Consider the following 22,144-nt stretch of genomic DNA (forward strand, 5'->3'; position numbering starts at 1 on the left):
GAGACGACCCATGTGGACATCCGTGTCGACGCTGTCGGTAGTGGTCGAGGACGGCAACCAGCAGAGCGACATCTACGGCAACTCGCTGAACATGATCGGCGTGGTGATCAGCGTCCAGCCGACCGACGACAACGGCGACCCGGTCGACGTCGACACCGACACCCTGGTCGCGAACACCTGGCTCATCGACTACGTCGACGAGTCCACGCTCAACTGGCACGGCTACTCGGACTGGTCCTACACCGACACCCCGAACGAGTTCCACACCATCCCCGGGGGCGGCTCGCGCGCCGAGGCCGAGGTCTCGGCGCTCGGCATCCCGCAGGTCAAGTTCTACGTGTACTGCTCGACCGACGCCAGGCTGCGCACCAAGTCGATCGGCGTCCAGGTCCGGACCGGGTCCGGGGACTACATCAAGAACTCGCAGAACGGCACGTTCCACGGCGCGGTCGAGCTGACCGCGCTGGAGACCTTCTCCTACCGGCGCGACGACATCAACTGGGAGCACGCGCAGGCGCACACCTACTCCGGTGACGCGTCCATGGTCTACAACTACTACCTGTCCTGCGCGAAGAGCGGGTTCTACTTCGAGAAGTTCTCGGTCAGCGGCTACTGCTCCCAGAGCGGGTACGAGGGCCTGATCGGCTGGGTGCTGCCGAACTCCTACAAGGACTTCTACGGCGCCTACGTCTGGTACCAGGACCCGCACACCACGACGACCGAGACCATCATCAACTTCCCCGGCGACTGGTGGGACACCGTGACGGTGTACGACAAGGACCGGACCACCAACGCCCGGTCCCTGTGCTTCACCTGGGCGTTCAACCGGCACGGCGGCGGCGGGAAGTGGCACATCCCGAACGGGCCGATGACGTACTGGTGGCAGTACTACGCCCCGAACGTCACGGTGTACGACCAGTACGGCAACTCGGGCGTGTTCTGGGTGGACGCGCGCAACATCAACCCCAACTACCCCGACAGCACCCCGGACGAGGCGACGGTCGAGACCGTTGGCGGCCGGTTCACCGTGCACGCGGACCCGCGCGCCACCCACACCGAACTGGACGCGTGGCCCTCGGGACCGAAGCTCGACATCCACGACTGAACCCGGAACGCCCCTACTCCGCCGGCTCGCGGTGGGCGAACGCGCGCAGCGTGGGGTTGAGGGTGGCGAAGAGGGTGAGCAGCGCGATGCCCGCGGCGCACGCCAGCACCGCCTGCGCCGGGGGCAGCAGCCCCACCAGCACACCGGCCACCGCGGGCGCGGCGACCGCCGCCGTGCCCAGGGTGACGCCCATGACGCCGCTGAGCCTGCCGCGCAGCCCGTCCGGGGTGAGCAGCAGCTGGTAGGTGGTGATGGTGGTGTTCGCGGTCGGCGCCAGGAACGCCGCCGCCGCGAACAGGGCGCCCGTCTGGTAGCCCGGTTCGACCACGAGCGCCAGCGGGACCAGGGCGGTGATCGCCCAGAACACGCCGACGATCGAGGTGTGCGGCCGCAGCGCCCGGTGCAGGCGGGGCGCCACCAGGGCGCCCAGGACGCCGCCCGCGCCGAGCATGGCCGCCATCACGCCGATCTGGCCCGAGTCGACGCCGCGCCGCTCCGCGATCGCGATCATCAGCAGGTAGAACGTCTGGAAGAACAGGTTCAGCCCGACCGCGCAGACGGCGACCACCCGCACCACCGGCTGCCCCCACACCCACCGCAGCCCCTCCCACACCTCGCGGTGCACGCGGGTCACCGGCGCGCGTTCCCGCTCGCGGCGGGGGATGCGCACGAACAGCAGCGCCAGGAACGTCGCCACGTGCGCCACCGCCTCCACCGCGAACGGCAGCCAGCGGCCCAGGCCGAACAGCACGCCGCCCAGCGCCGTGCCCGAGAGCTGCCCGACGTAGCCGCGCGCCGCGTTCATGGCCACCGCGTCCGACAGCTGCGACTCGGGCACGACGGCCGGCAGCGCGGCCTCCTCGGCCGGTTCCGACAGGGCCCGGCAGACCCCGAGCACGACGACGACCAGCGCCACCTGGAACACCGTCGCGAAGCCCCACCACAGGGCGGCGGCCAGGAAGCCCACCGCCAGCGCCTGCACCACCTCGGCGCCCAGCAGCACGGCCCGGCGGTTCCACCGGTCCACCAGCGCGCCCGCGGGCAGCCCGGCGACGAGCTGCGCGGCGGCGCCGGCGCCCAGCACGAGGCCGAACGCCGGCGCCGAATCCGTCAGCGCGAGCACCAGCAGCGGCAGCGCGATGGTGGAGGCACTGGAGCCGGCCTCGGACAGGGCCTGGCCGACCCACAGCAGCCGGTAGTCGCGGTTGCGGGAGAGCGCGATCGTCACCGGGCACCCCGGCAGTCGGCCGCGATGCCGCGCAGCGCGTCGAGGAAGTCCTCCGCGACCCGCCGCACCGTGTCCCCGTCGTGCCGGTCGGGCTGGTAGTACCAGGTGAACCTCAGCTCGCCGGCGGCCACCCCGCCCACCACCTCCAGCAGGTGCGGGCCGCGGTCGGCGGGCGCGCTGTCCTGCCCGACCGGGTCGAGCACGGCCCGGTACAGCCCGTCGTCGGCCGGTTCGGCGGCGCTGTCGGACTGGCCGAGGTAGTTGAACACCACCTGCGGTCCCGGCCCCGACAGGCGGGCCCGCGCCTCCGGCGAGCCGAGGTGGCGCAGCGCGCCGAAGCCGAACCCGTTGCCCGGGATCGCGCGCAGCTGCTTGCGCACGGCCTTGACCAGCTCGCGCCACCCCGCGTCCTCGGGCACGGTCAGCGCGACCGGGTAGAGGGTGGTGAACCAGCCGACCGTGCGGGACAGGTCCACGCCGTCCAGCACGTCCTCGCGGCCGTGGCCCTCCATGTCCAGCGACACCCTGGGCCGCCCGGTGAACCGGGACAGGGCGCGGGCCAGCGCGGCGAGCAGCACGTCGTTGACGCGCGTGCGGTACGCGGCCGGCGCCCGGTGCAGCAGCGCGTCGGTGTCCTCGGCGCCCAGCGCCACGTGCACGGTCGCCGCCGGGGTGCCGGGCACGGGCTCGGCGTGGTCGACGGGCAGGGGCGCCGCGTCGAGCGCCGCGGCCCAGTGGTCCAGCTCGTCGTCCAGGGCACCTCCGGCGACGTGCTCGACCAACCGCCGCGACCACTCCCGGAACGACGTGGTCTTGGCGCCCAGGTCGACCCGCTCGCCGCGCACGGCCTGCCGGTAGGCGGTGTCGAGGTCGTCGAGCAGGATGCGCCACGACACGGCGTCGACCACCAGGTGGTGCACGATGACCAGCAGCAGCGGCGGCTGGTCGGCGGCCCGGCACAGCACCGCCTTGAGCAGCGGCCCGCGGGCCAGGTCGAAGCCCGCGTGCGCCTCGTCGGCGATCTCGACCAGGTGGGCGTGCCGGTCGGGCGCGCCCACCGGGGTCAGGTCGTGCCGCTCCAGCACGGCCACCGGCCCGGCCGGCGCGTTGTGCTGGCGCCACTCGCCGTCAACGTGCTCGAACCGCATCCGCAGCGCGTCGTGGTGCGCCAGCACGGCGTCCAGGGCGCGTTCGAGGGCCCGCTCGTCCGCGTCCGGCCCCAGCTCCAGCATCATCGCCTGGTTGAAGTGGTGCGGCGCGACCGCGCGGGTCTCGAAGAACCACCGCTGGACCGGCGTGAGCGGCACGTCGCCGACGACCTCGGCGGTGTCGGCGGGCGTGGTGCCGACCTCGGTGACCACCGGGGCCAGCGCCTCGATGGTCTGGTGCCGGAACAGGTCCTTGGTGGTCAGGGCGAGACCGGCCTTCCGGGCCCGGGAGACGACCTGGATGATCAGGATCGAGTCGCCGCCCAGCTCGAAGAAGTTGTCGGTCACGCCGACCCGGTCCACGCCCAGCACGCCCGCCCACACCTCGGCGAGCGCGCCCTCCACCGGGGTCCGCGGCGGCACGTGGCGCGCACCGTCCTCGCGCTCGGGGGCGGGCAGCGCCTTGCGGTCCAGCTTGCCGTTGGGCGTCACCGGCAGCGCGTCGAGCAGCACGAACGCCGAGGGCACCATGTAGGCGGGCAGCGACCGGCCCAGGAACCCGCGCAGGTCGCCGGGGTCCGCCCCGGCCGCGGGCACCACGTAGGCCACCAGGCGCAGGTGCCCCTGGCCGGTGTCCCCGCCCGTCGCCACGGCCACCACCGCGGCCTCCGCCACGCCGGGGTGCGCCAGCAGCGCGGACTCGACCTCGCCCGGCTCGATCCGGTGGCCCCGGATCTTCACCTGGTCGTCGATGCGGCCCAGGTAGTCGATCGTGCCGTCGGCGCGGCGGCGCACCAGGTCGCCGGAGCGGTACATCCGCCCACCCGGCGCGCCGAACGGGCAGGCCACGAACCGGGACGCGGTCAGGCCCGGCCGGTTGAGGTAGCCGCGGGCCAGCCCGTCGCCCGCGATGCACAGCTCGCCGGGCACGCCGACCGGCACCGGCCGCAGCTCCTCGTCCACCACGTACAGGCGGGTGTTCCAGGCGGGGGTGCCGATGGACACCGGTCCGGGCGCGATCTCCTCGCCCGGCGCGATCCGGTGCTCCATGCAGCCGACCGTGGCCTCCGTCGGGCCGTACTCGTTGACCACGGTGGCGGTGGGGTGGTGCCGGCGCCACTCGTCGACCACGTCGCCCAGCAGCTGCTCGCCGCCCACCACCAGGTCGCCGGTCGGCGACAGGTCGGCCGGGACGGTGCCCAGCAGCGGCAGGTGGCTGGGCGTGGCCTTGAGGAACGTCGCCCGCTCGGCCGGCGCGGCGTCCTCGGTCAGGTCGGTGACCAGGATGCGCCCGCCGACCAGCAGCGGCCCGTACAGGGTGGTGACCGTGAGGTCGAACGACACCGGCGAGTGCAGGACCGCCGCGCCGCGCAGGCCCGGGTAGACCTCGCCCGCCCACGCCAGGTAGTTGACCACCGAGCGGTGCTCGACCACGACGCCCTTGGGGCGGCCGGTGGAGCCGGAGGTGTAGATGACGTAGGCCGGGAGGCGGTCGGACAGCGGCGCGCCCCGCTCAGCGTCGGTCAGCGCACCGCCCGGCAGGCCCTCGGCCTCGCGCACGACCGCCGGGTCGTCCAGCACCAGCGCCGGGCGCGCGTCGTCGAGCACGTGCGCGACCCGGTCGGCCGGGTGGTCCGGCTCGATCGGCACGTACGCGGCGCCCGCCTTGAACGCGCCCAGCAGCGCCACCAGCAGCTCCGCCGAGCGCGGCAGCGACACCGCCACGCACCGGCCGGGCCCGGCGCCCCGGGCCAGCAGCAGCCGGGCGAACCGGTTGGCCCGGTCGTCCAGCTCGGCGTAGGTCAGCGACACCGCGCCGTCCACCACGGCGACCGCGTCCGGCGTGCGCGCCGCCTGCGCCTCGAACAGCTCCGACACCGTGCCCGCCGGCACGGCGCGCCCGGTGTCGTTCCACCGGTGCAGCACGGCGTCGCGCTCGGCCGGGGTCATCAGCGGCAGCTCGGCCAGCGGCCGGTCCGGGTCGGCGACCACGCCCTCCAGCAGCACGGCCAGGTGGCCGGCCATCCGCTCGACGGTCGCGGCGTCGAACAGGTCGGTGCTGTAGTTGACCGCGCCGTGCAGGGCGTCCCCGCCCTCCTGGAACTCCACGGTCAGGTCGAAGTTCGCGGCCACCGACGGCAGCCCCAGCTCCTCCACCCGCAGGCCCGGCAGGTCCGGCGCGGGCTCCGGGTTGTTCTGCAGGATCACCATGGCCTGGAACAGCGGCGTGCGGCTGGTGTCCCGCTCGGGCTTCAGCTCGTCCACCACGCGCTCGAACGGCACGTCCTGGTGGGCGAACGCGTCCAGCGCGGTGCCGCGCACCTGCCCCAGGAACTCGCGGAACGTGGCCGAGCCGGACACCTCCGACCGCAGCACCAGGGTGTTGACGAAGAACCCGACCAGGCCCTCCAGCTCGGGCCGCTCGCGCCCCGACGCGACCGTGCCCACCGCGATGTCGTCCTGCCGCGACCAGCGGGCGAACAGCACCTGGCAGGCCGCGACCAGCGCCATGAACAGGGTGCCGTCCTGCTGCCGGGCCAGGGCCTTGAGCCGGTCGGCCACCCCGGCGGGCACGGTGAAGGCGTGCACCGCGCCGCGGTTGCCGCGCACCGCCGGGCGGGGCCGGTCGGTGGGCAGCTCCAGCGGCGGCACGCCGGCCAGCCGGTCGCGCCAGTGGGCGAGCTGCCGCTCCAGCTCGGGCCCGGTCAGCCGCTCCCGCTGCCACACCGCGTAGTCCGCGTACTGGACGGGCAGCTCGGGCAGGTCGGCGTCCACCCCGGACAGCGCGGCCCGGTACAGCGCGTTCAGCTCGCCGGTGAGCACGCCGTTGGACCAGCCGTCGGTGACGATGTGGTGCATCATCAGCAGCAGCACGTGGTCGTCGGCGGCCACCCGCAGCAACCGCGGGCGCAGCAGCGGCCCGGTGACCAGGTCGAACGGCCGCGCGGTCTCGCTCGCCAGCACCTCGTCCAGCCCGGCCTCGCCGCCGAAGACGTCCACCACGGGCACCTCGACCGGGTACGGCGGGTGCACCACCTGCACGCCGCGCCCGTCGACGGTGTCGAACGTGGTGCGCAGCGACTCGTGCCGCGCCACCAGCGCGGTCAGCGCGGTGTTCAGCGCCGCCACGTCCAACCCGCCGCGCAGCCGCAGGATCGTCGGCGACAGGTAGTCGGTGCCGCCGGGCTCGAACTGGTCGAGGAACCACAGCCGCTGCTGGGCGAACGACAGCGGCAGGTCGCCTCCGCGCGGGGCGCGCGGGATGACGTCGACCCCCGTGTCCCGCCCCGACCCGTTCCCCGCCGAGATCTCCGCCACCAGCCGCGCGACCGTCGGCGCGGTGAACAGCACCCGCGGCGACGCGGGCACGTCCAGCGCCGCGCGCAGCCGGGCGACCACCTTGATGCTCAGGATCGAGTCGCCGCCCAGCTCGAAGAAGTTGTCGTCGAGCCCGACCCGCGGCACGCCCAGCACGTCGGCCCAGATCCGGCAGACCAGCTCCTCGACCGGGGTGCGCGGCGCCCGGTACGCGGTGGCCTCGGCCAGCACGTCCGGCGCGGGCAGGGCGCGGCGGTCGACCTTGCCGTTGGGCGTCACCGGCACCGCGTCCAGCCCGACGAACGCGGCGGGCACCAGGTAGTCGGGCAGCCGCTCCTTGAGCCACGACCGCAGCTCCGCCGGGCTCGGCCCGGCCGGGACCACGTAGGCGACCAGGCGCTTGTGGTCACCGTCCTGCCGCGCCACGACCACGGCCTCCCGGACCTCCGGGTGCCGGGTGAGCGCCGCCTCGATCTCGCCCGGCTCGATCCGGAAGCCGCGGATCTTCACCTGCTCGTCGGTGCGCCCCAGGTACTCGATCCGACCATCGGCCTGCCACCGCACCCGGTCACCCGTGCGGTACATCCGACCACCGGGTTCACCGAACGGGTCCGCCAGGAACCGGTCGGCGGTCAACCCCGGACGGCCCAGGTAACCACGCGCGACCTGCGCGCCGGCCAGGTACAACTCCCCCGGCACACCAACGGGAACCGGTTGGAAGTTCTCGTCCAGCACGTACGCCCGCACGTTGCGCAGCGGACGACCCACCACCACCGGCGAACCCGGCTCCATCCGACACGACAACGCGTCCACAGTGGACTCGGTCGGACCGTAGAAGTTGTAGGCAGCCGTACCCGGCACACCGGCCAACCGCTCCCACAACGACTCGCCGATCGCCTCGCCACCCAGCATCAACACCTTCGGCCGGTGCTCACGCTCCAACAACCCCGCCACCACCAACTGCTGCGCGTACGACGGCGTCAAATCCATGAAGTCGATCCGCCGCGCCACGACGTAGTCGACCAGGGCCGCCGGGTCCAGGCGCACGTCGTCCTCCAGGACGTGCAGCTCGTGGCCGTCGGCCAGCAGGACGAAGCCCTCCAGCGACGTGTCGAACGAGAACACCGCCGACAACGCCACCCGCAACTGTTCGCCGCCCGCCGCCAGCACGAAGTCCTCGCGGTGGTTGACCAGCAGGTTCGCCAGGCTGCGGTGCTCGACCACCACGCCCTTCGGCCGCCCCGTCGACCCCGACGTGTAGATCACGTACGCCGCGTGGTCCGGCGTCAGCGGCGCCGACCGGTCCGCGTCGGCCAGGTCGGTGTCGGCCAGGTCGGTGTTGTCGGCGGCCACGACCTCCGGGGTCACCAGCAGCACCGGGTTGGCGTCGGCGGTCAGGAACTCCAACCGGTCGGCGGGCAGCGAGGGGTCGACCGGCAGGTAGACGCCACCGGCCTTCCAGACGGCCAGCACCGCCACCACGAACTCCACCGAGCGCGGCAGCGCCACGCCCACGACCCGCTCCGGCCCGACCCCGGCCGCCACGAACGACCGCGCCAGCCGGTTCGCCCGCGCGTTCAGCTCCTCGTAGGTCAGCGACCGGTCGCCGACCACCAGCGCCACCGTGTCGGGCGTCTCGCGCACCTGCGCCTCGAACAGCTCCACCACGGTCGTCGGCCGCAGGTCGTCGGCGGTGTCGTTCCACTCGACCAGCACCCGCCGCCGCTCCTCGTCGGTCAGCGGGGACAGCTCGGCCAGCGGCCGGTCGGGGTCGGTCGCCACGCCCTCCAGCAGCACCAGCAGGTGCGCGGCCACGCGCTCGACGGTGGCCGCGTCGAACAGCCGGGGGTCGTAGTCCAGCTCCAGGCGCAGCCGGTCGCCCAGGTTGGCGCTCAGCGCGAGCGGGAAGCTGGTGGTGTCGGCGCCCTCGACCTCCAGCACCCGCACCCCCGGTTCGGCGTTGACCAGCTCGTCCACCGGGTAGTTCTCGAACACCACCGCGCTGTCGAACAGGGTCGAGCCGGCCGGCACGTCGCTCCACGAGCGCAGGTCGGCCAGCGACACGGAGTCGAAGCCCCGCGACTCGGTCTGCGCGGCCTGGAGGTCGCGCAGCCACGGCAGCACGCCCCGCGCCGGGTCGACCCGCACGCGGGTGGGCACGGTGTTGATGAACAGGCCCACCATCGACTCCACGCCCGGCAACTCCGCCGGACGACCCGACACCGTCGTGCCGAACACCACGTCCGACTCACCGCTGTACCGCGACAACAACAACGCCCACGCACCCTGCACCACCGTGTTGGCGGTCAGCCCGGCGTCGCGGGCCACCCGGTGCAGGTCGGCCGACCGCGCCGGGTCCAGCTCCACCCGGACCGACGCGCTGGACTCGGCGCGGTGCGCCTCGACCGGCGGCCGGTCGTACGGCAGCGGCGTGGGCGACTCGACCCCGGCGAGCACCCGCCGCCAGTGCCGCTCGGCCGCCGCCGGGTCCTGCCCGGCCAGCCAGCGGAGGTAGTCGCGGAACGGCCGCCGGGGCGCCAGCCTCGGCGCGGTACCGCCGGTGAGCGCCCGGTACTGCTCGCACACCTCGGCCAGCACCTGCGCCAGGCTCCACCCGTCCATCAGCACGTGGTGCGCGGTCCAGAACAGGGTGACCTCGTCGTCGGTCAGCCGGGCCACGGCCAGCCGCAGCAGCGGCGGCCGGGTCAGGTCCAGGCCGACCGCGGCGTCCTCGGCGAGCAGCCGCTCGGTCGCGGCCCCGCGCCCGACCGGGTCGAGCCCGCGCCAGTCGTGGTGGGCGACCGGCAGGTCCACCCGCCGGTGCACGACCTGCACCGGTTCCCCGACGCCCTCCCACACCACGGCGCTGCGCAGCACGGGCGTCCGGTCGACCACCCGGCGGCACGCCTCGGCCAGCGCGTGCGGGTCGGTCACGCCGGACAGCCGCAGCCGGAACTGGTTGAAGTAGGCCGAGGAGCCGTCGTCGACCAGGGTGTGGAACAGCATGCCGGTCTGGAGCGGGGTCAGCGGGTACACGTCCTCCACCGACCGGCCGTCGCCGACCAGCCGGTCCACCGCCGCCTGGTCCAGCCGCGCCAGCGGGAAGTCCGACGGCGTCCGACCACCCGCACCCGGCTGCGCGCAGTGCTCGACGATCTCCCGCAGGGCGTCCGTGACGGCCTCGGCCACGCCGCGCACGGTCGCCTCGTCGTGCACGTGCCCGGAGTAGAACCAGGACAGCACCAGCTCGCCGTCCTCGACGCCGCCGACCACGTCGAGCAGGAACGGGCGGGTGCGGTCGGCGGGCGCCTCGGCGCCGGGGCTGTCCAGCCGCGCCCGGTACAGGCCCTCCTCCTCGACCCCGGCCACGTCCCACTGGCCGTGGTAGTTGAAGCTGATCGGCGGCAGCTCCGCCCCCTCCAGGGCGGCCGCGCCCGCCGGGCTGAGCCGCCGCAGCGCCTCGTAGCCGAACCCGCGCCGGGGCACGGCCCGCAACTGCTCCTTGACCGACTTGAGCACCCGCCCCCAGTCGGCGGTGCCCGGCACGTCCAGCGCCACCGGGTACTGGGTGGTGAACCAGCCGACCGTGCGGGACAGGTCGACGCCGTCGAGCACGTCCTCGCGGCCGTGGCCCTCCATGGTGACCAGCACCCGGTCGCGGCCGGTCCAGTCGGCCAGCGCCCGGCCCAGCGCGCTCAGCAGCACGTCGTTGACCTGCGTGCGGTACACGTCGGGCACCCGGTGCAGCAGGGCGTCGGTGTGCTCGCGGTCCAGCCGCACCGACACCGCCCGGGTCGAGCCGACGGTGTTGGGCCCGTCGGCGTCCGCGGGCAGGTCGGCGACCGCGCCGTCGAGCACGGCGGTCCAGTGCGGCAGCTCGTCGTCGAACGCGCCGCCGCGCACGTGCTCGGCCAGCCGGTGCGCCCACTGGGTGAACCGGGTGCCGACCGGGGCGAGTTCGACCCGCTCGCCGGCGGCCGCCTGCCGGTAGGCGGTCTCCAGGTCACCGAGCAGGACCCGCCAGGACACGCCGTCGACCACCAGGTGGTGGGCGGTCAGGAACAGCCGCGGCCGGTCGCCGCCGGTGAACAGCAGGGCGCGCAGCAGCGGGCCGCGGGTGATGTCCAGCTCGGCCTGCGCCGCGTCGACGGCCGCGGCCACGGCCTCCTCCCGGGCCCACTGGTCGAGCCCGGCCAGGTCGTGGTGCGCCAGGTGCCCGGCCGCGGCCGGTGCGACGTCCTGCCGCCACTCGCCGTCGGTCCGGGTGAACCGGGCGCGCAGCGCCTCGTGGTGGGCCACCACCGCGTCCACGGCCCGCGCCAGCGCCGCCGGGTCGGTGTCCCCGGCCAGCTCCAGGTGGAACGACATGGTGAAGTGGTGCGGGTCGCCCGGCTCGCGGTCGAGGTACCAGCGCTGGATCGGCGTCAGCGGCGCGGGACCGGCGATCTCGGGCCGCCGCGCGGCCTCCGGGGTCCGGGTGCGCACCACGGTGGCCAGCTCGGCGATCGTCTGGTGGGTGAACACGTCCTTGGTGGACAGCTCCAGGCCCGCCTGCCGGGACCGGGCCACCACCTGGATGCTCAGGATCGAGTCGCCGCCCAGGCCGAAGAAGTTGTCGTGCACGCCGACCCGCTCGACCCGCAGCGCCTCGGCCCACACCCGGGCCAGCTCCTCCTCCACCGGGGTGCGCGGCGGCACGTAGCCCTGCTCGACCCCGGCGCGCGCGTCGGGCGCGGGCAGGGCCCGGCGGTCGACCTTGGCGCTGTCGGTGCGGGGCAGCTCGTCGAGCACGACGAACAGCGCGGGCACCATGTAGTCGGGCAGGTCCCGCTTGAGCCAGGAGCGCAGTTCGTCGGCGGTGGGCGCGGTGCCTTCGGGCACCACGTAGCCGACCAGGCGGTGCAGGCCCGGTTCGTCCTCGCGCGCCACCACGGCGGCCTCGGCCACCCCGGGGTGGCCCGCCAGCGCGGCCTCGACCTCGCCCGGCTCGATCCGGTAGCCGCGGATCTTGACCTGGTCGTCGGTGCGGCCCTGGTACTCCAGCGCACCGTCGGCGGTCCAGCGCGCCACGTCGCCCGTGCGGTACATGCGGCTGCCGGGCGCGTCGAACGGGTTGGCCACGAACCGCTCCGCGGTCAGCCCCGGCCGGCGCAGGTAGCCGCGCGCCACCTGGTCGCCCGCCAGGTACAGCTCGCCGGGGACGCCGACCGGCACCGGGCGCAGGTCGGCGTCGAGCACGTAGGCCCGCAGGTTGCGGCCCGGCGTGCCGATCACCGGGCGGTCCCGGTCGGTGATCGGGGTCCACACCGAGTCGACCGTGCACTCCGTCGGCCCGTAGAGGTTGACGCCGGTGACGCCCTCCGCGTCGGCCAGCGCGCGCCACAGCGGTTCGCCGACGGCCTCGCCGCCCAGCGCCACCAGGCGCAGCCGGTGCCGCGCGTCGGTCAGCACGCCCTCGGGCAGCAACTGCCGGAAGTACGACGGGGTGCAGCTGAGGAAGTCGATCCGGTGCCGGGCGATGTGCTCGACCACGGCCCGCGGGTCGAGCCGGACCGCGTCGTCGACCAGGTGCAGCTCGTGGCCGGCGGCCAGCAGGAGCAGGCCCTCCCAGGACGCGTCGAAGGAGAACACCGCGGTGGCGATGCCGCGCAGCCGGGTGCCGTCGCGCGGGAGCAGGCGGGCGTGGTGGTCGGCGACGAGGTTGGCGAGGTTGCGGTGCTCGACCACCACGCCCTTGGGGCGCCCGGTGGAACCGGACGTGTAGATCACGTACGCGGGGTGCTCGGGGCGCAGCGGCGCGACCCGGTCGGCGTCGGTCGGCGCGCCGGCCGGCCGGGCGTCCACCTCGGCCCGGGTCGCCGGGTCGTCGAGCACCACGCGGGGCGGACCCGCCGGGACGTTGCCGCCGTCGCCGGTGGTGACCACCAGCGCCGGGCGGGCGTCGTCGAGCAGGAACGCGATCCGGTCGGCCGGGTGCGCCGGGTCGACCGGCAGGTACGCGCCGCCGGCCTTGAGCACGGCCAGCACGGACACCACCATCTCGGGCGACCGGGGCAGGGCCAGGGCGACCACCGACTCCGGGCCGACGCCCCGCGCGACCAGGTGGTGGGCCAGCCGGTTCGCCCACGCGTCGACCTCGGCGAAGGTCCACGACCGGTCCCCGGCCACCAGCGCGGTCGCGTCGGGCGTGCGGGCCGCCTGGGCGGCGAGGACCTCGTGGTAGGCGGGCGCCGGGTCGTCGGCGCCGGTGTCGTTCCAGTCGCGCAGCACGCCGCGCAGCTCGGCGTCGGTGAGCAGCGGCAGGTCGGCCACGGCCCGGTCGGCGTCGGCGGCGATGCCGTCGAGCAGCACGCCGACGTGCGCGGCCATCCGCTCCGCCGTGGCCGCGTCGAACAGCTCGGTGTCGTAGGTCAGCACCGCCTCCAGCCGGTCCTCGACCTCCTGGAACTGGAACGACACGTCGAAGCTCGACGCCACCGACGGCGGCGGCACCTCCTCGACCCGCAGGCCGGGCAGGCGCGGCCCGTCGTCCGGGGTGTTCTGGAGCACGACCATCGCCTGGAACAGCGGGGTGCGGCTGGGGTCGCGCACCGGGTGCAGCTCGTCCACCACGCGCTCGAACGGCACGTCCTGGTGGGCGAACGCGTCCAGCACGGTCTCGCGCACGTCGCCCAGCAGCTCGGCGAAGCCGCGGCCCGGGTCGACCTCGGTGCGCAGCACCAGGGTGTTGACGAAGAAGCCGACCAGGCCCTCCAGCTCGGCGCGGTCGCGGCCGGAGACCACCGTGCCCACGGCCACGTCGCGCTGCCCGGACCAGCGGGCGAACAGCACCTGGCAGGCGGCCAGCAGCACCATGAACAGGGTGCCGTCCCGCCGCCGGGCCAGGGCCCGGAGCCGGTCGGTGACCCCGGCGGGCACGGCGAAGTGCACCAGCGCGCCGCGCTTGCCCCGGGTCGCGGGCCGGGGCCGGTCGGTGGGCAGCTCCAGCGGTCGCACCCCGGCGAGCCGGTCGCGCCAGTGGGCCAGGTGCCCGGCCAGGGCCTCGTCGTCGAGCGCCCGCCGCTGCCACACCGCGTAGTCGGCGTACTGCACGGGCAGCTCCGCCAGCTTCGCCTCGGTGCCCAGGGTGGCCGCCTCGTAGCACGCGCCCAGCTCGCCCAGCAGCACGCCGTTGGACCAGCCGTCGGTGACGATGTGGTGCAGCACCAGGGACAGCACGTGGTCGTCCTCGGCCAGCCGCACCAGCCGCACCCGCACCAGCGGGCCGTGCCGCAGGTCGAACGGGGTGGTGGTCTCCTCGGTCAGCACCCGGGTCAGCTCGTCCCCGGGCTGTTCGCCCAGGTCCACCACGGGCACTTCGACCCGGTACGGCGGGTGCACCACCTGCACGCCGCGCCCGTCGACGGTGTCGAACGTGGTGCGCAGCGACTCGTGCCGCGCCACCAGCGCGGTCAGCGCGGTGTTCAGGGCGGTCACGTCGAGCGGGCCGCGCAGCCGCAGCACCGTCGGGGTCAGGTACTCGCTGCCGCCGGGCTCGAACTGGTCGAGGAACCACAGCCGCTGCTGCGCGAACGACAGCGGCAGCCCGCCGTCGCGCGGCACCACCGGGATCTCGGTGAGCCGGGCGTGGTCGGCCGCCGAGACCAGCGCGGCGAGGCCGGCCACGGTGGGGTGGGTGAACAGGGCGCGCGGGGACAGCTCCACGTCGAACGCGGCGCGCAGCCGGGAGATCACCCGGATGCTGAGGATGGAGTCACCGCCCAGCTCGAAGAAGTTGTCCTCGACGCCGATCCCCGGCACGCCCAGCACCTCGGACCACACGTCCGCGACGTCCCGCTCCAGGTCCGTGCGCGGCTCGACGTGGCCGGTGCGGGCCGCGGCCAGGTCCGGCGCGGGCAGGGCGCGGCGGTCGACCTTGCCGTTGGGCGTCACCGGGATCGCGCCCAGGGCCACGAACGCGGCGGGCACCATGTAGTCGGGCAGGGTGCGGCCCAGCCAGGCGCGCAGGTCGGCGGTGGTCGGCGCGCTCTGGCCGGCCGGCACGACGTAGGCGACCAGGCGCTTGACGCCGTTGTCCTCCCGGGCGACGACCACGGCCTCCCGGATGTCGGCGTGGCGGGTCAGGGCGGCCTCGATCTCGCCCGGCTCGATCCGGAAGCCGCGGATCTTCACCTGCTCGTCGGTGCGACCCAGGTACTCGATCCGACCGTCGGCCTGCCAGCGGACCCGGTCACCCGTGCGGTACATGCGGGAGCCGGGCTCACCGAACGGATCGGCCAGGAACCGGTCGGCCGTCAACCCGGGACGGCCCAGGTAACCACGGGCCACCTGCGCGCCGGCCAGGTACAACTCCCCCGGTACACCAACGGGAACCGGACTCAGGTTCTCGTCCAGCACGTACGCCCTCACGTTGCGCAGCGGACGCCCCACCACCACCGGCGAACCCGGCTCCATCCGACACGACAACGCGTCCACAGTGGACTCGGTCGGACCGTAGAAGTTGTAGGCAGCCGTACCCGGCACACCGGCCAACCGCTCCCACAACGACTCGCCAATGGCCTCGCCACCCAGCATCAACACCTTCGGCCGGTGCTCACGCTCCAGCAGACCGGCCACCACCAACTGCTGCGCGTACGACGGCGTCAGGTCGAGGAAGTCGATGCCCTGCCGCGCCACGTGGTCCACGAACGCGGCCGGGTCCAGGCGCACGTCGTCCTCCAGGAGGTGCAGCTCGTGGCCGTCGGCCAGCAGGACGAAGCCCTCCAGCGACGTGTCGAAGGAGAACACCGCCGACAGCCCGGCGCGCAGGCGCCCACCGGCGGCGGCCACGAAGTCCTCGCGGTGGTTGACCAGCAGGTTGACCAGGCTGCGGTGCTCCACCACCACGCCCTTCGGCCGCCCCGTCGACCCCGACGTGTAGATCACGTACGCCGCGTGGTCCGGCGTCAACGGCGCCAACCGGTCCGCGTCGGCCAGGTCGGTGCCGGCCAGGTCGTCGTGCGCCGGGAGCGCGCCGCGGACCACCAGCACCGGCTCGGCGTCGCGCAGCACGAAGTCGATCCGGTCCTCGGGCAGCGACGGGTCGACCGGCAGGTAGACGCCACCGGCCTTCCAGGTCGCGAGCACCGCCGCCACGAACTCCGCCGTGCGCGGCAGGGCCACCGCCACGACGCGCTCCGGTCCGACGCCGGCCGCCACGAACGCGCGGGCCAGCCGGTTCGACCACGCGTTCAGCTCCGCGAACGTCAGCGACCGGTCGCCGACCACCAGGGCCGTGGCGTCGGGCGTCTCGCGCGCCTGCGCCTCGAACACCTCCGCGAACGTCGCCGACGGCACCTCGCCGGTCGTGCCGTGCCAGCCGGCGAGCACCTGCCGCCGCTCGTCCTCCCCCATCCAGGGCAGCGCGGACAGCGGCCGGTCGGGGTCGGCGGTGATGGCCTCCACCAGCAGGCGCAGCCGGTCGGCCAGGCGCCGCGCGGTGCCGGCGTCGAACAGGTCGGGGTCGTAGGCCAGGTCGAGGTGGAGCCGGTCGTCGAGGACCGCGCTGAGGGTGAGCGGGAAGTTCGTGGTGTCGCGGGCCCGGACCTCGGTCACCCGGACGCCGCCGACCTCGGCCACGTCGTTGAGCGGGTAGTTCTCGAACACCACCGCGCTGTCGAACAGGTTCGACCCGGCCGGCACGTCGCTCCACGACCGGAGCTGGGCCAGCGACACGAAGTCGAACCGCCGCGACTCGGTCTGCGCGGCCTGGAACTCGCGCAGCCAGTCGAGCGCGGTGGCGTCCCCGCGCACGGTGGTCCGGGTGGGCACGGTGTTGATGAACAGGCCCACCATCGACTCCACGCCCGGCAGCTCCGCCGGACGACCCGACACCGTCGTGCCGAACACCACGTCCGACTCACCGCTGTACCGCGACAACAACAACGCCCACGCACCCTGCACCACCGTGTTGACGGTGAGGCCGCGGGCGCGGGCGGTGCGGCGCAGGCGCTCGGACTCCTCGGCGGTGAGCGCCACCGGCACGGTGGCGGAGGACTCGGTGGCGTGGGTGCCCGCCGGCTGCCGGTCGAGGGGCAGCGGGGTCGGCGCGGCGAAGCCGGCCAGCACCTCGCGCCAGTGCCGCTCGGCCTCCTGCCGGTCCTGCCCGGCCAGCCACCGCAGGTAGTCGCGGAACGGCCGCCGCGACACCAGCCTCGGCGCGGCGCCGCCGGTGAGCGCCCGGTACTGCTCGCACACCTCGGCGAAGACCTGGGCGAGGCTCCAGCCGTCGAGCAGCACGTGGTGGAAGGTCCAGGCGAGCAGGACCTCGTCGTCGGACAGCCGGGCCAGCGCGATCCGCACCAGCGGCGCGCGGCGCAGGTCGAGGTCGTCGGCGTCGAGCGCGGCGAGTTCGCGCTCGCGCTCGTCCTCGGTCAGGTGCCGCCAGTCGTGGTGGGCGACGGCCAGGTCGACGTGGGCCTGCACGACCAGCACCGGCTGCTCGACGCCCTCCCACACCACCGAGCCGCGCAGCACCGGCGTGCGGTCGACCACCCGCTGCCACGCCCGCGCGAGCGCCCGGTCGTCGGACACGCCCGCCAGGCGCAGCCGCACCTGGTCGAAGTAGGCCGTCGAGGTCGGGTCGACCAGGCTGTGGAACAGCATCCCCTCCTGCAGGGGGGTCAGCGGCAGCACGTCCTCCACCGACCGGCCGTCGCCGACCAGCCGGTCCACCGCCGCCTGGTCCAGCCGCGCCAGCGGGAAGTCCGACGGCGTCCGACCACCGGCGCCGGGCTGCGCGCAGTGCTCGACGATGCCGCGCAACGCCGCCAGCATCGCCTCGGCCACACCGCGCACGGTCGCCTCGTCGTGCACGCGCTCCGAGTAGAGCCAGGTCAGCTCCAGCTCGCCGGCGGTCACCACGCCGACGACGTCGAGCAGGTGGGCCCGGGGGTTGTCCGGCGCGCTGTCCCGGCCGACCGGTGCGCACCGGGCCCGGTAGAGCCCGTCGCCGCCGGGCGCCACGTCCCACTGGCCGTGGTAGTTGAAGCTGATCCGCGGGTGCGGGTCGGTGCGCAGCGCGGCGGCCGGCGAGTCGGGCCCACCCAGGTAGCGCAGCGCGCCGTAGCCCGCGCCCCGCCGCGGCAGCGCCCGGACCTGCTCCTTGACCGACTTCAGCACCTCGCCCCAGTCCGCGGTGCCCGACCCTCCGGCGGGCACGTGCAGGGCCAGCGGGTACTGGCTGGTGAACCAGCCGACCGTGCGGGAGACGTCCAGGTCGTCGGGCACGTCCTCGCGGCCGTGGCCCTCCAGGCCGACCAGCACCCGGTCCCGCCCGGTCCAGTCGGCCAGCGCCCGGCCCAGCGCGGACAGCAGCACGTCGTTGACCTGGGTGCGGTAGGTGCCCGGCACCCGGTGCAGCAGGGCGTCGGTGTCGGCGCGCCCGAGCCGCACGGTGACCGCGCGGACCGCCTCGGCCGGGTCGCCGCCCTCGTGGTCGACGGGCAGGTCGGCGGGCGCGGACGCGGCGAACCCGGTCCAGTGGTCGAGGTCGGCGTCCAGCTCGCCCGCGCGCACCCGCTCGGTCAGCCGGTGCGCCCAGGTGGTGAACGCGGTGCCCGCCGGTTGCAGCAGCACGGGTTCGCCGCGCCGCGCCTGGTGGTAGGCGGTCTCCAGGTCACCGAGCAGGATGCGCCAGGACACGCCGTCGACCACCAGGTGGTGGGCGGTGACGAACAGGCGCGGCGCGCGGTCGGCGCCAAGGCGGAACAGCAGCGCGCGGACCAGCGAGCCGGTGGCGAGGTCCAGGCCGGACTGGGCGGCGAGCGCGTCGGCCTCCACCGCCTCCGCCCGCGCCGCCTCGTCCAGGTCGGACAGGTCGCGCACGGTCAGCACGCCGGTGGGCGCGGCGGCGGGCACCTCCTGGACCCAGCGGTCCCCGGTGCGGGTGAAGCGCGTGCGCAACGCCTCGTGGTGCGCCACGACGGCGTCCACGGCGGTGCGCAACGCCTCCTCGTCGAGGTCGGGGGCCAGCTCGACGAAGGTGGACATGGTGAAGTGGTGCGGTCGGGCCGGACCGGTCTCGAAGAACCACTCCTGGATCGGCGTCAGCGGCGCGGGCCCGGCGGGCGCCTCGGCCCGCTCGACCTCGCCCGCGGTGCTCGCCGCGTCCGCGGCCAGCTCGGCGATCGTCGGGTGCAGGAAGATGTCCTTGGAGGTCAGCTTCAGCCCGGCCTGCCGGGCCCGGGCGACCACCTGGATGCTCAGGATCGAGTCGCCGCCCAGCTCGAAGAAGTTGTCCTCGACGCCCACCCGCTCGACGCGCAGCACCTCGGCCCACACGCGGGCCAGCTCGCGCTCCACCGGGGTGGTCGGCTCGACGTGCCGGTCGGCCTCGGTCCGGGCCCGCGGCGCGGGCAGCGCGCGGCGGTCGACCTTGCCGTTGGCGCTCAGCGGCAGCGCGTCCAGGGGCACGAACACCGCGGGCACCATGTAGTCGGGCAGCTCGCGCTTGAGCCAGGCCCGCAGGTCCGGGTCGGCCGGCACCGCGCCCGACGAGGGCACCACGTAGGCCACGAGCTGCTTGCGCCCGTCGTCGGCGCGGGCGACGGTGACCGCCTGGGCGACGTCGGCGTGCCGCATGAGCAGGGCGTCGATCTCGCCGGTCTCGATGCGGAAGCCGCGGATCTTGACCTGGTCGTCGGTGCGGCCGACGAACTCCAGCACCCCGCCGGGCAGCCAGCGCACCACGTCGCCGGTGCGGTACATGCGCCCACCCGGCCGGCCGAACGGGTCGGCCAGGAAGCGCTGCGCGGTCAGGCCGGGCTGGTTCAGGTAGCCCCGCACCACGCCGGCGCCCGCGATGAACAGCTCGCCGGGCACGCCGACCGGCACCGGCCGCAGCCCCTCGTCCAGCACGTAGCAGGCCATGCCGGCGAGCGGCCCGCCGATGGGCACGGTGTCCGGCACGGCGGTCACGTCGGTCATGGGGAACGACGTGGCGAAGGTGGTGGCCTCCGTCGGGCCGTAGACGTCCACCACGACCGTGCCCGGGCAGGCGTCCAGCACCCGGCGCAGGGCCGCCGCGGGCACCACGTCGCCGCCGGTCCACACCTCGCGCAGGCCGGCGAACGCGTCGGGCGCCTCCTGCGCCACCACCCGGAACAGGCCCGAGGTCAGGAACATCGCCGTCACGCCGTGCTCGGTGATCGCGCGCCGCAGCGCGTCGGCGTCCACGTCGCCGGGCGGCGCGACGACGACCTGCCCGTCGCCCAGCAGCGGTACCCACAGCTCGTAGGTGGAGGCGTCGAACGCGGTCGGCGAGTGCAGCAGCACGCGGTCGTGCGCGCCGGTGCGGAAGCGGGGTTCGAGCGCCAGCGCGACCACGTCCCGCTGCCGCACCGCCACGCCCTTGGGCACGCCCGTCGACCCGGAGGTGTGCATGACGTAGGCGAGGTTGTCCGGGTGCACGGGCACCCCGGGGTCGGTGTCCGGCTCACCGGCGAAGTCGCCGAGGACCACGGTGTGCCCGGTGTGGGCGGAGCGGGTGGTGGCCTCGTGCGCGGGGTCGGTGACCACGGTGGTGACGCCGGCGTCGGTGAGCACGCGCCGCATCCGCTCGACGGGCGCCCGCACGTCCAGCGGCACGTAGGCCGCACCTACCTTGGCGATGGCCAGCTCCGCGACCGCCAGCCCGGACGACCGCCCGACCAGCAGGCCCACCGGCTGCTCGGGGCGCACGCCGAGGCCGACCAGGTGGTGGGCGAGCCGGTTGGCCCGCGCGTCCAGCTCGGCGGCGGTCAGCACCCCGTCGCCGGCGATCACGGCCGGTTCGTGCGGCGCCCGCCGCACCCGTTCGGCGAACAGCTCGGGGATGGTGCGGGCGGGCGGTTCGCGGTGCGCGTCGTTCCAGCGCGCCAGGACCTGCTCGCGCTCCTCGTCGGACAGCCACGGCAGCTCGGCCAGCGGGCGCCGCGGGTCGGCCGCCACGCCGGCGAGCAGCCGCACCAGGTGCCCGGCGAAGCGCTCGACCGTGGCGGCGTCGAACAGGTCGGTGTTGTACTCCAGCGCGCCCGACAACCCGCCGCCGCGCTCCTGGAACTCGACGGTGAGGTCGAAGATGGCCTCGCGCCGGGACAGCCCGACCTGCTCGACGCGCAGGCCGGGCAGCTCCGGCGGGGTGCGCTCGGCGTTCTGCAGCAGCACCATGACGTCGAACAGCGGGTTGCGGCTGGGGTCGCGGTCCTTGGCGACCGCGTCGACGAGCTGCTCCAGCGGCGCCTCGTCGTGCGCGAAGGCGTCCTGCACGGTCTGCTTGACCTGGTCCAGGAAGTCGGCGAACCGCACCCGACCATCTACAGTGGACCGCAGTACCACGGTGTTGACGAAGAAGCCGACCAGCCGCTCCAGCCCGGGTCTGCCGCGCCCGGTGGTGACCGTGCCGACCGCGACGTCCTCCTGCCCGGCGTAGCGGGCCAGCAGCGCCTGGCAGGCGGCCATCAGGACGGTGAACAGGATGGTGCCGCGCTCGGCGGCGAGGTCGCGCAGCGCGGCGACCACCGGGGCGGGCACGGTGAACGGGTGGGCCGCGCCGGCGGTGGTCCGCACCGGCGGGCGGGGCCGGTCGGTGGGCAGCTCCAGCGGGGTGACGCCGGTCAGCCGCTGCCGCCAGTGGTCGAGGTGCCCGCGCAGGGCGTCGCCGGACAGCCGCTCGCGCTGCCAGGCGGCGAAGTCGGCGTACTGCACCGGCAACGGCGGCAGCGCCGCGTCCCGCCCCTCCAGCGCCGCCCGGTACAGCTCGGCCAGCTCCTCGGTCAGCACGCCCATCGACCAGCCGTCGGTGGCGATGTGGTGCGCGGTGACCAGGAGCACGTGCTCGTCGTCGCCGCACCGCACCAGCAGCGCCCGCACCAGCGGTCCCCGCCGCAGGTCGAAGGGGCGGGAGTACTCCTCGACCAGCACGGCGTCCACCGCGTCCGGCGCCACCGGCCCGACCACCGGCACGGCCAGGTCGAACGGCGGGTGCACGACCTGCGCGCCGCGGCCGTCGACCTCGTCGAACGTGGTGCGCAGCGACTCGTGCCTGGCCACCAGGCCGCGCAGCGCGGCGGTCAGCGCCGCCACGTCCAGCCGCCCGGTCAGGCGCAGCGCCAGCGCGCTGTTGTACCCGGAGCCGCCGGGCTGGAACTGGTCGAGGAACCACAGCCGCTGCTGGGGGTAGGACAGCGGTAACGGCCGGTCGCGGCCGACCGGCTTGACGGCGTCGGTCTGCTCGGCGCGGCCCGCGAGGCGGCGGCGCATCTGCTCCCGCAGGTGCGGGGGCAGCGCGGCGATGCGGTCTTCGATGGACGACGACATGGTGTGGTG

Annotated in this window: 3 protein-coding genes; 1 reads left to right on the forward strand and 2 read right to left on the reverse strand. The window is 74.8% G+C overall.

The window, feature by feature from the left end; genetic code table 11:
* Nucleotides 1-10 precede the first annotated feature (10 nt).
* Nucleotides 11-1,105, forward strand: coding sequence for a hypothetical protein (locus EKG83_RS32160; RefSeq protein ID WP_153278587.1), 1,095 nt, complete (start codon nt 11-13; stop codon nt 1,103-1,105).
* 13 nt (nt 1,106-1,118) lie between these two features.
* Here the strand turns inward: EKG83_RS32160 and EKG83_RS32165 are convergent, their stop codons facing one another.
* Together EKG83_RS32165 and EKG83_RS32170 are read right to left on the reverse strand one after the other, a co-directional pair.
* Complete coding sequence (locus EKG83_RS32165) at nt 1,119-2,333, reverse strand: MFS transporter (RefSeq protein WP_033435649.1); 1,215 nt, start codon at nt 2,331-2,333, stop codon at nt 1,119-1,121.
* Nucleotides 2,330-22,135: a non-ribosomal peptide synthase/polyketide synthase gene (locus EKG83_RS32170; protein ID WP_153278588.1), complete on the reverse strand. Its 19,806-nt coding sequence runs from the start codon at nt 22,133-22,135 to the stop codon at nt 2,330-2,332. Before EKG83_RS32170 ends, EKG83_RS32165 begins: the two co-directional genes overlap by 4 nt.
* Nucleotides 22,136-22,144 lie beyond the last annotated feature (9 nt).

It is taken from the genome of Saccharothrix syringae (assembly GCF_009498035.1).
GTDB lineage: Bacteria > Actinomycetota > Actinomycetes > Mycobacteriales > Pseudonocardiaceae > Actinosynnema > Actinosynnema syringae.